This window comes from Natrinema sp. CBA1119, from assembly GCF_002572525.1.
Classification (GTDB): domain Archaea; phylum Halobacteriota; class Halobacteria; order Halobacteriales; family Natrialbaceae; genus Natrinema.
In genome coordinates, this window is the sequence record NZ_PDBS01000001.1 from 2,775,450 (window position 1) to 2,787,939 (window position 12,490).

Genomic DNA, 12,490 nt, shown 5'->3' on the forward strand with positions numbered 1-12,490 from the left:
CGGCCGTGAGTAGCGGCCCGATGACGATCGATTCGGCTCACGGTTGGTCGGTCGAGTCCCGCGCGACCTCGAAGTGTCGTCGCTCGATTCGGACCTCGTCGGCCCGCTCATTGGCCGTCTCGGGGTCTGACTCCGCGGCCACCTCTCGAATCGCCCGCATCGAGGCGTCTCTGACCAGCGCCTCGAGATCCGCGCCGGTGTATCCCTCGAGTTCGGCCGCGAGTTCGTTGACATCGACGTCGTCGGCGAGCGGTTTGCCCTGTGTGTGGACCGCGAGGATCTTCTCGCGGGCGTCTAGGTCGGGCTCGCCGACGAAGACGTGGGTGTCGAGTCGACCGGGTCGGAGCAGCGCCTGGTCAATCTGATCCTTCCGGTTGGTCGCGGCCAGGACGACGAGATTGGGGTTCTCTCGCATCCCGTCGAGTTCGGTCAGGAGCTGCGAGACGACGCGCTCGGTGACCTCGTGGCCGTCGCCTCGAGCGGCCGCGATGGCGTCGAGTTCGTCGAAGAAGACGATCGATGGGGCGGACTGGCGGGCGCGTTCGAACACCTCGCGGATCGCCTTCTCCGACTCGCCGACGTAGCGATCGATGATTTCGGGGCCGTCGACCCGGACGAAGTTGACGTCGGTCTCGCCCGCCAGTGCGCGCGCGAGTAGCGTTTTCCCGGTGCCGGGCGGGCCGTACAGCAAAACGCCGGAGGGCGGATCGGTGTTGGTCTCCTCGAAGAGTCGATCGTAGGTCAGCGGCCACTCGACCGACTCCCGGAGGGTTTGCTTCGCCTCGTCGAGACCGCCGACGTCCGAGAAGTCGGTCGTCGGCGACTCGGCGACGTACTCGCGCATCGCCGACGGTTCGACGGACGCGAGCGCGGCGTCGAAGTGACGCTTTCGGACGGTTGGATTGCGGTTCCACTCGCGGCGGTCGTCGGTCTCGGTCGGGCGATCGCGGATGGCCGCCATCGCCGCTTCGCTCGCGACGGCATCGAGATCCGCACCGACGAAGCCGTGGGTCCGACGTGCGATCGCGTCGATATCCACGTCGTCGGCCAGCGGCATCCCACGGGTGTGGACCTCGAGGATCTCCCGGCGGCCCGTCTCGTCGGGGACGCCGATCTGAATCTCGCGGTCGAAGCGGCCGCCGCGCCGGAGCGCGGGATCGATCGCGTCGACGCGGTTGGTCGCACCGATGACGATCACCTCGCCGCGGCCGTCGAGGCCGTCCATCAGCGTCAGTAGCTGGCCGACGATCCGATTTTCGGCGTCCCCGTCGTCGTCGCGCGTGCCGGCGATCGAATCGATCTCGTCGAAGAAGACGATCGTCGGGGCCTCCTCGCGCGCCTTCTCGAACGTCTCTCGGAGCTGTTCTTCCGACTCCCCCTTGTACTTCGACATGATCTCCGGCCCCGAGATCGTCACGAACTCGGCGTCGACCTCGTTGGCGACGGCGCGTGCGATCAGCGTCTTCCCGGTGCCGGGCGGGCCGTACAGCAGGACGCCGGAGGGCGGTTCGACGCCGAGGCGTCTGAACAGTTCCGGCTCCGACAGGGGAAGTTCGATCATCTCGCGGACCTGCTCGAGTTCTTCGTCCAGGCCGCCGATGTCCTCGTAGGTGACGCCGGATCCCGGATCGAGTTCGGCCGTTTCGGCCTCGAGTTGGGAGTCGGAACCGGTCGGCGCCCCGGCTGATCCGTCCGACTGTCGGCCGCGGCCGGTGGATTCCGTCGTGCTCGAACTCGGAGTGGCGTCCGGTCCAGACTCGAGGTCGGCGAGCCGAACTGTCGTCGCGCTCGTGATTCGAACGTCACCGTCGGGATCCGTGTCGGTGACCCGGAACGGCTGCTGATCGATCCCCTCGATCCGAATCTGCTCTCCGGCACGGACCGGTCGATTGCGGAGTTTCTCCGCCGCGCTGCTTTCGGCGGCTCGTCGCTGACTCTCGGCGAGCCCCGGCGGCGCGACGAGCGTCACCCGATCGGCGTCGGCGATGGTCGACTTGTCTTTCGCCCGGACGGTAACCGTGTCACCGACGTGAACGCCGGCGTTCGCTCGGGTATCACCGTCGATCTGGATGGCACTGTCGGGGACCGACGGATCCGCGGGCCACATCTTGGCGACCGTCGACTCCTCGCCATCGATCACGACGGCGTCGCCGCTGAGAATGCCGAGCTGTCGCCGCACCGGTTCGGGAATTCGCGCGACGCCCCGGCCGGCGTCTCCCTTTTCGGCAGCGCGAACCGACAACGTGACGCCGTCCGATTCCGACGAACTCATACCCGTTCCTTTCGGGCCGGTCGTCTTGAGAATTGTCCCATCGGACGCCGCTGCATGCACGCTGAATCCGGGGCGTCGTCGGTTGCTCCGAGGCGGCGCCGTCAGTCGCTCGCGGCTATAGCGCGTTTTCCAGCAACCGGTCGATTCCGCGTCGGAGTCGCTCGGACGCCGACGGTGCCGAAATTCCCAGTCGATCGCCGATCTCCTCCGTCGATGCCTCTCGCGGGACGTCGAAATAGCCCGCATCGCGGGCTGCGACGAGCGCCTCGTACTGTTCGGGGGTGAGTCCGAACGGCGGATCGTCGCTCGACGATTCCCGAGTAAGTCGCTCGAGTTTGAACGTTCCGCCCCGATCCGTACAGAACATTCGGTACTCCGCGAGCGCCTCCCTGTCCGGAAACCGCGCTCGGGCCCACCAGCCGTCGACGGTCACGATCCCGCCCAGCGGCGTGGTTCCGAGTTCGACGTATTTGCGGTAGATGGGGAGCGGCGGATCGCGCAACCTGATCCGGTGCGTCGATCCGCCGCCCGCACCGTCTACTGTCGTGTGTGTCTCGACGGTGGGATCGTCCTCGAGTGCGGGCCCGAACTCGTCGTCGGCGTCGTCGACCGCTCGGCAGAGGACGACCGGTCGATCGGGATCGTCGACGAGAATACGGTCGATGTAGACTGTAATCTCCGGGACGGCCGCCACCGCGCCCGTCAGCGGCAAGTCTGGGGAGTTCACCTGAAACTCGGCGATGAGGCCCATACCCCCTCTTCGACCTGCCCCTAGTTAAATGCCCTAATACGTGAGATATAGGTTGATCGGACAGCGATGCATCTGTTCAGGTGAGAATGGCCACTAACGAGCCGTCGATGCAACTCGAGACCGGAACCCGATCGCACAACTACTACCGAAACGCGGTTGAGAAGCACTGGGATCCCCACGAGATCGATCTCGCGGCGGACGTAGCGGGAGCGGCCGAGCTCTCCGAGCCGGCCTTTAGGGGGCTGAAGCAGTCGCTCGCGCTGTTCGGCGCGGGAGAGGAGTCGGTGACGGAGGATCTCGCGCCGCTGGCGGTCGTCCTGGAGGAGATCGGCGATCAGATGTTCATCACGACGCAGCTCTACGAGGAGTCCAAACACACCGACTTCTTCGATCGCTACTGGCGCGAAGTGATCCACACCGAAGAGGAGCGCCGCGGGCAGGCGCTCTCGTCGCCGACCGACGAGAAGTGGTTCAACGAGCCCTACGACGAACTGTTCGAGCGCAACGAGCGGGCGATGGCGCGCCTCCTCGAGGAGGATACGCCAGAAAACCGCGCGAAGGCCCACTGCCACTACCACCTGACGATCGAGGGGATTCTGGCCCAGACCGGCTACTACGGACTCACCCTCGCGTACGGTGAGAACGAACCCGAACTCCCCGATCTGCCGGGACTGGTCGAGGGACTCAAACTGATTCGCAGCGACGAGGGACGCCACGTCGGCTTCGGGATGGCGAAACTCAAGGAACTCGTGAGCGAGGGCGACGTCGATCCCGACCTCCTCCGCGAGACGGTCGACGAATTGGTGCCGCTCGTCCAGGAGAGCCTGACGAGCGACGACGGGGCCAGCTCCGAGGGAGGCCCCGGTCCGAACCCCTCCGACCTCGCCGACTACGCGTACACGAAACACGAACAGCGAATGCGCCAGATCACCACCGCGAGCGAGCGGATTCCGGACGTCGAGGAACTGACCGAACTCGACGCCTGACGACGGCCGTTCGCTCAGTACCGTCGCCTTCGGGCTCGCTGCAGTCACCGGAGAAACGCCTTTTGCCGTTCGTGTTCCATCGTCTCCCATGGTAGTCCAGACCGAACGCGACGACACTACCTGGTACGAGTGCGAGACCTGCGGGCTCCTCTTCGACGAGAAGTCGGACGCGACGGAACACGAGTCTCGGTGTGACGACAGCGATCCGTCCTACATCCAGTGACTCAGTCGGGAGCCGGAGCTCCTCATTCGAGGCGCTCGCGGTGCTCGTCGGCGAGTTCGCGGGCCTGCTCGAGCGTGTGGGCTTCGGACCACCGGACGCGGTCGCCGTCGCCGTACGCCAGCACGCTCTTGAGTTCGTCCCGGAGGACGCCGTGGTCGATCGCCAGCACCGTTCCCGATGCGTCGCCGAGTTCGTAGACGCCGGGTCGGTCCGGCGCGGCGGCGACCGTCTCCCGCTCGAGGTCCCGCCAGGGTTTCTGCAGCGGCATCAGTCGGTCGCCTCGACGAGTTCGTAGGCGTGCTCGCTCATCTCGTCCTCGGCGAAGACGAAGACGCGACCGTCGACGAGCGAGAGGTCGGCTTCGACGCGGACCGAGTAGGCCTCCGTCGCGACGGTGACGCCCGGGAACAGGTCCTCCTCGTCGTCGCGCTCGAGCATCACGCGGCCGACGCCGGTCGTCTCGAGGATATCGTCGTGCGTGTTGCGATCGTTGACGTACGTCATGACACCCTCGACGCCGTCGGGGTCGGTGACGAGGACGTGGACTTCCTTCCCCGGTGGCGTCGTCAGCGGTCCGTCGACGGGTTCGGGCGGACCGTGGTAGAACACCTCTCGACCGTCGTGGTACTCGACGACGACGCCACCGTCGACGAGATCGACGCCGATCGTACCGGGGGCGACGTTGTTCCGTGCGCTCATGGTCTCCGCTTCGGTCGGATCGGGGAAAAACGGTGCGTTCTCCGGTCTCATCGCTTCGCAAAGGAGCGGTTTCTCCATCGGTCGGTCTCGAGGATCGTTAGCCGTAAGTACGCCTGCTGAGAGTGTCCGTGTATGGATGGCCGCGCTGTCGCCCCCGCAGCCGGGACGGTACTCAACGCACTCGCGACCGGAACCGGCTCGGCGTTCGCGATCGACCTCGAGACGACGGCATCCGTCGAACTCACGAACGACGGCGAGATCGTCGGGACGATTGCCGGCCAGCCCGAGGCCGACACGACGCTCGTCGAGCGCTGTGCCGCGATGACGATCGTCGAGTACGCCGAGCGGGCCGGGCTGGACGAGACCGACGTGGGTGCGCGCGTCGATACCGAGAGCGAGGTCCCGATGGCCGCCGGACTGAAGAGTTCCAGCGCCGCGGCCAACGCGACGGTGCTCGCGACGCTCGACGCCCTCGAGGTCGCGGATTCGGTCGAGCGGATCGAGGCCTGCCGACTCGGCGTTCGGGCCGCCCGCGAGGCCGGTGTGACGGCGACGGGCGCGTTCGACGACGCCAGCGCGAGTATGCTCGGCGGCGTGACGGTGACCGACAACACGGCCGACGCGCTACTCGCCCGCGAGGAAGTCGACTGGCACGCACTGGTCTACACGCCACCCGAACAGTCCTACAGTGCGGACGCCGACGTGTCGGCCTGCGAGCGCGTCGCTCCGATGGCCGACCTCGTCGAAGAGCTCGCGCTCGAGGGACGCTACGGCGAGGCCATGACCGTCAACGGCTTCGCCTTCTGTGGCGCACTCGAGTTCTCGACGGGACCGATGATCGACGCCTTGCCCGACGTTACCGGGGTTTCGCTCTCCGGAACCGGACCGAGCTACGTCGCCATCGGCGAGCGGGAGACGCTCGAGAGAGTGAAACCGCGATGGGACGAGCGCGACGGAACGACACGATTACTGCAGACGCGAACGGACGGAACACGAACGACATGACTCGAGAGCACACTGCAACGGTGACGGATGGCGGAATCGACGAGGAGGATCGTACGCCCGAAGAGATGGACCTCGACGAACTTCGCGAGGAGATCCGGACGATCGATCAGGAGATCGTCGAACTGATCGCTCAGCGAACCTACGTCGCGGACACGATCGCTGCGGTCAAGGACGAACAGGGGCTGCCGACGACCGACGAGAAACAGGAACAACAGGTCATGGAGCGGGCCGGCGATAACGCCGAGCAGTTCGACGTCGATGCGAATTTGGTGAAGGCTATCTTCCGGCTGCTGATCGAACTGAACAAAGTAGAACAGCGAGAGAGCCGGTAGTCGAATTCGGGGGTTTCAGGGCATCTATTGCTGGTCGGGTAGCTAAATATTTTCCGGTAGATGCTCTTTCGGTCTTCGATCGGTGAATAATAACACAGTTCTATAATGGTCTCGGGCACTGAGTCGAAGAGTGACCTTGCGACGGCTGACGAACTATTTGAGGGTATCCGTTCACGAGGCTGTTGACTGTCGGAAATCGCTATCCGGTCAATGCATATCGAAGATCAACGTCCTTGAATCCTTCAGCTGACAGGAGTCGCGTGCTAAATAGAGAGGATGCATCTCTCACAGCGTCCTCGTTTATTCTGTCTCATCGGTACTGTACTGACCGTAAAGTAGCACATGCGTACTTACTGCTAATTGAACTTGTCTGTTTGAGTCTGTCCTGCTTCTTGATCACACAGATCCCGCAGTTAGTGAATATATAAACAGATCATCTGGATGTTTTCATAAATCACCTTGGTGTAGAATTGTTGGAATTCAGTCTGTCATTTCCCAATAGAAATAGTTACGACCATCAATAACTAGGTTGAATCAACAGCCCTCATAATGACTCTCAGCGCGAAGTTTCGAATTCCAGTCAAAATCCTTCCGTTGGGATCTATTATATCGAATTTCGATAATATTGTGTTTGAACTCGTTCGTGTTATCCCGACCCAAGATGGCTTCATTCCGTACTTTTGGGTATCGGGTGAGAATTTGAATGAGTTTGAACACGCTCTTGAAGACCATCCTCGTATCCTCTCACTCGAACTGCTTGATACTGTTAATCACGACCGGCTCTATCAAGCCGAGTGGGACGTGAAACATGGAGAGTTCTTCGCAGGTCTTATCGACACGGATGCCGCAGTTCTGGAGGCATATAGCAACGGCAGATACTGGTTTTTTCATTTCCGTTTCCCGGATCATGACCAACTGACTCAGTTCTATAACTATTGCGTGGAAAACGAGATCAGGGGAATTGAACTAGAACACGTCTATTCGTTAAATGAGCGGTCAAGCCACTTTTTTGAGTACAATCTTACTCCAGAACAGCGAGAGGCGCTTGTCCTTGCCGCTCAACGTGGATACTTCAGCACACCACGTGAGGTGACTCTTGAGGAACTCGCTACTGAACTTGACATCTCTCAACAGGCCCTTTCACAACGGGTTAGAGGTGCCACCGAAAAAGTCGTATTAGGTGCGCTGAATCTGCCTCTCAAACCGGAATAGGAGTGAAGTGAAATGCCAAATTCCGCTCCCCCTTACTAAGACCCTTGTTTGGACAAGGGTTATAATCAGTACCAGCAGGGCCAATGGCCTATATGAATATGGATACCAATCCACAACAAGATCAGTTATTTGACTGTCTAGCACATCACCATCGACGGATAATCATAGATGTATTGCGGAACTCAAACACACAAAAACCAACTATCGAATTAACACATGACGTCATAGAGAGAATTCGTAAAACATCTGATAAGGAGATTTTGTCTATCGAAGCTCTGCAAACATCCCTCTATCACTCGCACCTTCCGAAACTGAAAGAAGCTGGTCTCGTCGAATATGATGAGGAGCGAGATCTAGTGGCACCTAACGAGTACGTATCTCATTTAGGTATTCTTGTGGATCTGGCAGAGCAGATTGCTGGGGAATGTCGCCAACTCGATCTCGAGGCTCGTGACTGGGATGATGAACCGATTATTGGATAGGAAATAAGAATATAAGATCCAATATAAAATCTGGCCAGTGATTATTTTGGCCCGGAAATATACCATGTCCTATTCTGCCAATCTGTACTTCACCTGTACTGAACGATTCGCTACCTTCGCAAATCAATCCGAATCCCTTGCTACTTTCGCGCAGTGTATGCAGCACGGCTCTTGAAACCTACCACCAATCGAGGGTTTCAACAAGACCTTATATTCACCATTGCTGCTTCTTTATATGCGGTTGCGTTTCGAGGGCTGTGGCGGCTGATATCGGTTCCCTTGAACCTGGCATACTCCCTATTTTTACGAGAATCCATTATGGATTTCAGCTACCTGAACAAGGTTGAGCAAAGAGAGAACCGGTAGCAGATACCTTATCGGATGATTTCCCTAGTACGACCGTACTTCGAGGTCATCGACACGGTTGAAATGTGAGGTATTTTTTGTAATAATCGGACCATCGTTCAGGAGGGAAAATTCTGCAATAATACATTCTCCCGCTCAATCTGCTTACCGCTGTTGATTAGCTCACCGGCGAGTTTCCCGGCTTTTCGAATTACGACCTGATCGGCACTTACGACGTGCTTCGTTTCCAGTACGTCAAGGCGTACTGACAGGGGTCCGTCTCAGTACTCCCAGCGTCGTTCGATCCGCGACTCGAGGTCCGGATACTCCTCCCGAAGCGCATCGACGTCGGTTTCGCCGTCGACGTTGATGACGTGGACCTCGCCGCGATTGCCCGAGTACACGTCCTGAAAGTCGTAGACGACACCGATAATGTCGACGGTCGCCGGGATATCGTCGCTTTCGGTGAGGAACTCGACCTGTCGATCGACGTTGTACTCGACGAGCCGATTGATGGCCGCCGTTCGGTCGATGTCGTCGGGGAGGAGTTCGACGCCCGGTTCGAGGTGTGACTTCAGGAGTTCGAGGCAGTGACTGATCCCGTCGGGTTCGGACAGGCCGTCGGTCAGATCGTCGTAGGTCGCCGTCACGGCACCGCAGCCCGTGTGGCCCACGACGACGACGGTCTCCGTGCCGGTGTGTGCGACCGGATAGAGGACGTCGCCGGAGACGACCTCGCCCGCGTCCGTGCGCTGGATGACGCGGTTGCCGATGTTGCCACACGTGAAGATTTGGCCCGGTTCGTCGTTGCCCCACATGTGGTCCTGGAGGACTCTCGAGTCGGAACAGCAGACGGTGACGACACCCGGTTCCTGAGAGTCCTGAACGTCGTCGAACTGTGATTTGTGCGTTTGGGCGTGATCGGCGTTGGCCTCGAGTAGCTCGATGAATTCGCTGTGCATGGATTGACAAAGGGCGGTCCGGACTATAATTCCTAGTTTTCCTGTGATACTGGCGGGGTCTCCGATAATCCAGTCATAATACCGCTCGTGTCCCGCGGACCGAAAACACACGATTCTCGTTATTGGACCTTACGCGCGGTCGGCCCGCGCTCCAGACGAGAGATGCGATTACCGGGGGTAGTATTTGATTACCATCTCGGTATAGCGTAACACTCGAGCGGGTATCACCGAAAGCGAACTGTTTCGATCGGCCAAAGTATTCTTCCTACTTCGATACAGTGCCGTCGCCGTCAGGTGGTAATACGCTTTTTACTTATGTCGCCCTCACAATATGTGAGACAGAAAGCTTATTACGGAGTTGTCTAAAGAACTGATTACCCCTACCCGGTGTGAGTCGACCAAACAGCCCGGTCCTACGGTGCTGGGGTAGACTCGCTCTCCAGGTGAATCGCGCGCTAACTAACGCAAACGAAAACTAATAATACATAATGACAAGCGAAACGGACTATCGCAAAAAGGGACGTGCAGTCGTCCTGGCAGCGCTTATGGTCCTCTCCGTTGTGGCGATGACGGCATCCTTTAGTGGAGCCGTCGCAGCAAGTAACCACGACGTAGAGACCTTCTCTGACGGCGAGCGGTACTGGCAAGGACAGACAGTCGAAGTTACTGCTACTGAATTAGAGGGGAGTTCCCCTTTCGGTAGCGATACTACGTACGAGATTATCGAGAACGAATCACAGAATCTCGAACGCCAGATCGGCGTCGAGAGCAGTGATACATCGTTCAATATCTCGACGACCCGACTGAGCAACGGTCTATACGACATCGTCGAAAGCGGTACTGTCAAAGGACAGTTCCGCATCGACCAGCAGGATCTCGATGCATCTGTCGACAGTAGCATGCCCGCAACGGCTGGCAGCGACATCGATGTGACGCTCGACTCTCAACGTAGCGGCTACGATGTTGTTGTTTCGTCCGACCAGCTCGACCAGAGCGAGCTGGAGGGCGTCTTCAGCAACTACGGACAGAGCAACATCGACAACTCCAGTTCGCACCTCGACAGCGACGAAATCGCTCTCGAGGATGTCAACAGCATTCAAGAGCTGACGCTCAACTTCAACCAGAACGATTTCGACGCCGGTGACTACTCGATCCAGTTCGAGGCGGCTGACACGACCGCGAGCGACAGTGTCGACATCGAACTGTCCGAGGCCGACTCGCTCGGCGCGACGTTCGACTCGAACACGTACGAAGAGGAAGCCGGTGACGTCGCTGAATTCACCGTTCAGCCGACCGACACCACCGACGAGATGTGGGTCAACGTCACTGAAGAAGACGAGAACTACCAGGCGACCCTCAAGCTCACGGGCTACGGTGACGCCGACGAAGTGACGGTTAGCTTCAACACCTACGAGGCGAACAACTCCGTTGAGGATGCCTTCAGCGTTGACGAAGGTACAGTCTCGAACGTGAGTTCCACCAACAACCTCGGTAACGACCGACTGCTCCCCGCGGACATGGAGCTTGAGGTTTACACTGAGGACCCAACAAACGATGCAGACGAGACTGACGCAGCAGTCCTCGTCCTGGGTGAACGCTCGACCGACGACATTAGCACGTGGACCGCTCCGGAAAGCACTAGTGTCGACGACGATCTCGAGACCATCCTCGGTGACGCAACGCAGAGCAACGACATCGCAGAGGACGATCTCCTCATCACGCAGGTCGAAGCCTCCGGTATCTACGGCTACCTGCAGTCCGGCAGCAATCAACTCAACACGTCCCAGGGTCTCGATCTCACGTTCACCGACACGAACGAGCCACGATACGGATCGGCTGACTCGTTCTCGGTGAACGATCTCGACTCCGACGACGTGCAGATCATCCCGGACGCTGAGAACAACACGTTCTACGTTGTTTCCGACATCTCGAACCACAGTGACGTCGACGCCGGGGAAACCTGGAACGCCGAATTCACGGTGGACGAGAACAACGGCTACGTCGAAGACTCCGACAGCGAGGAGAGCATCTCCCAGGACTTCGGCGTCGAAGAGCGCAACATTGAGTTCGCAACCGAACTCAACGAAGACGATCAGCTCCCGGTCGAAAACAGCGAGAACTCTGAAGTGACCGTCGAATCGAACGTCGCACCCGGTACGGAAGTCACTTACCGCGTCCGCTTCCCGACCTCGGTGACCTCCGGCTCGGCTGTCGTCGGCGATGACGGCACCGCGACCGCTTCGTGGGACTTCAGTGACTACCAGGAAGGCGACGCAATCGAATTCGTCCGCGCGTCTGAAGCTGGTGGCGAGGTTGCCGAAGCAGAAGGCATCATCGTCGCTTCTGAACCCGAACCTGAAGCAGACATCTCCGTTGAGGGTGACGCACCCTCTGAGGTTATGGTTGGAGATGACGCCACGCTCGACGTGACCGTCACCAACGACGGCGACGCTGAAGGTACTGTCGACTTCCACATCGACATCGACGGCGAGACCGTCGTTCAGGAAGAGATCACTGTTGAAGCCGGTGGCACGCACGAAGTCAGCGAAGACTTCGACACCAGCTCCGCAGGCGACATCAGCTGGGAGACCCACGCTGGCGACGCCAGTGACTCCGGTACGCTGACCGTTAACGAGTCCGACGGTAGTGACGGATCCGACGGCTCCGACGGTTCCGACGGTAGTGACGGATCCGACGGCTCCGACGGTTCCGACGGTAGTGACGGATCCGACGGATCCGACGGCTCCGACGGTGACGACGGCTCCGATGGAGACGACAGTGACGATGGTACGCCCGGCTTCGGTGTCGGCGTCGCTCTCGTCGCACTCCTCGGCGCTGCCATGCTGGCACTCCGCCGCCAGAACTAAGCTGTCGAACTACCGGCTTCCGCCGGCCCTAATTTCCGCGGTTTCTTTTATCGGATGCTACACCGACCAGCGACAGCGACTGGTGTGGACTCCCTCGACTCGCTAACGCCGCTCGGACACGCGCTCGTTTCCAGTCCGAAGTGTGGTTCCTCAAGGAGACGAGACACTGGACTCGAGTCACGGACCGGTGCTGACGATGCGTTCGATAAGGTGCGGTTCCGACTCGCGATCGATCCGAGTCCGTCTGAGGCAGTTGATCGCTGAAAGAACTGACGCGATCGAACGCGCTCGAGCGGACGAACTCGGAGATAAGTGATTGCTACGTCTCGGCGTGTGATGGTATCAGGTATGGAG

At 59.8% G+C, this 12,490-nt stretch carries 12 protein-coding genes; 7 read left to right on the top strand and 5 right to left on the bottom strand.

Annotated elements, in window-relative coordinates; genetic code table 11:
- Nucleotides 1-37 precede the first annotated feature (37 nt).
- Nucleotides 38-2,272 carry an AAA family ATPase gene (locus tag CP556_RS13745; protein ID WP_098726140.1) on the bottom strand — a complete coding sequence of 745 codons (2,235 nt, stop codon included), beginning with the start codon at nucleotides 2,270-2,272 and terminating at the stop codon, nucleotides 38-40.
- A gap of 115 nt (nucleotides 2,273-2,387) precedes the next feature.
- Entirely contained in the window at nucleotides 2,388-3,023 is a 636-nt protein-coding gene (locus CP556_RS13750; protein WP_098726141.1) for a helix-turn-helix domain-containing protein, read from the bottom strand.
- Nucleotides 3,024-3,109: 86 nt separating this feature from the next.
- Here CP556_RS13750 and CP556_RS13755 point away from each other — a divergent pair, with 86 nt between their 5' ends.
- Entirely contained in the window at nucleotides 3,110-4,009 is a 900-nt protein-coding gene (locus tag CP556_RS13755; RefSeq protein ID WP_098726142.1) for a ribonucleotide-diphosphate reductase subunit beta, read from the top strand.
- Nucleotides 4,010-4,097: 88 nt separating this feature from the next.
- The gene (locus tag CP556_RS26665; RefSeq protein ID WP_255291461.1) at nucleotides 4,098-4,232 is read left to right on the top strand and encodes a DUF7128 family protein; all 135 of its coding nucleotides are present in this window, start codon (nucleotides 4,098-4,100) and stop codon (nucleotides 4,230-4,232) included.
- Between the two features lie 22 nt (nucleotides 4,233-4,254).
- Here the strand turns inward: CP556_RS26665 and CP556_RS13760 are convergent, their stop codons facing one another.
- On the bottom strand, nucleotides 4,255-4,500 hold the full coding sequence (locus CP556_RS13760) for a DUF7508 domain-containing protein (RefSeq protein WP_098726143.1): 246 nt from the start codon (nucleotides 4,498-4,500) through the stop codon (nucleotides 4,255-4,257).
- On the bottom strand, nucleotides 4,500-4,931 hold the full coding sequence (locus CP556_RS13765) for a DUF5796 family protein (RefSeq protein WP_098727408.1): 432 nt from the start codon (nucleotides 4,929-4,931) through the stop codon (nucleotides 4,500-4,502). Before CP556_RS13765 ends, CP556_RS13760 begins: the two co-directional genes overlap by 1 nt.
- Nucleotides 4,932-5,063: 132 nt before the next feature.
- On the opposite strand from CP556_RS13765, the gene CP556_RS13770 reads away from it, so the two are divergent.
- The 4 genes from CP556_RS13770 to CP556_RS13785 all read left to right on the top strand — a co-directional run bounded on the left by CP556_RS13770 (nucleotide 5,064) and on the right by CP556_RS13785 (nucleotide 7,962).
- On the top strand, nucleotides 5,064-5,936 hold the full coding sequence (locus CP556_RS13770; RefSeq protein WP_098726144.1) for a shikimate kinase: 873 nt from the start codon (nucleotides 5,064-5,066) through the stop codon (nucleotides 5,934-5,936).
- Nucleotides 5,933-6,268: a chorismate mutase gene (locus CP556_RS13775; protein ID WP_098726145.1), complete on the top strand. Its 336-nt coding sequence runs from the start codon at nucleotides 5,933-5,935 to the stop codon at nucleotides 6,266-6,268. Before CP556_RS13770 ends, CP556_RS13775 begins: the two co-directional genes overlap by 4 nt.
- A 549-nt stretch (nucleotides 6,269-6,817) precedes the next feature.
- Nucleotides 6,818-7,480 (top strand): helix-turn-helix domain-containing protein, encoded by a 663-nt coding sequence (locus CP556_RS13780; protein WP_098726146.1) that lies wholly within the window; start codon nucleotides 6,818-6,820, stop codon nucleotides 7,478-7,480.
- Between the two features lie 92 nt (nucleotides 7,481-7,572).
- Nucleotides 7,573-7,962: a DUF7344 domain-containing protein gene (locus CP556_RS13785; RefSeq protein WP_141551675.1), complete on the top strand. Its 390-nt coding sequence runs from the start codon at nucleotides 7,573-7,575 to the stop codon at nucleotides 7,960-7,962.
- 626 nt (nucleotides 7,963-8,588) lie between these two features.
- Here CP556_RS13785 and CP556_RS13795 read toward each other — a convergent pair.
- Nucleotides 8,589-9,269 (bottom strand): carbonic anhydrase, encoded by a 681-nt coding sequence (locus tag CP556_RS13795; protein WP_098726148.1) that lies wholly within the window; start codon nucleotides 9,267-9,269, stop codon nucleotides 8,589-8,591.
- Nucleotides 9,270-9,757: 488 nt separating this feature from the next.
- Between CP556_RS13795 and CP556_RS13800 the strand changes: the two genes are divergently transcribed.
- Complete coding sequence (locus CP556_RS13800) at nucleotides 9,758-12,136, top strand: BGTF surface domain-containing protein (RefSeq protein ID WP_098726149.1); 2,379 nt, start codon at nucleotides 9,758-9,760, stop codon at nucleotides 12,134-12,136.
- The last annotated feature ends 354 nt before the right edge of the window (nucleotides 12,137-12,490 follow it).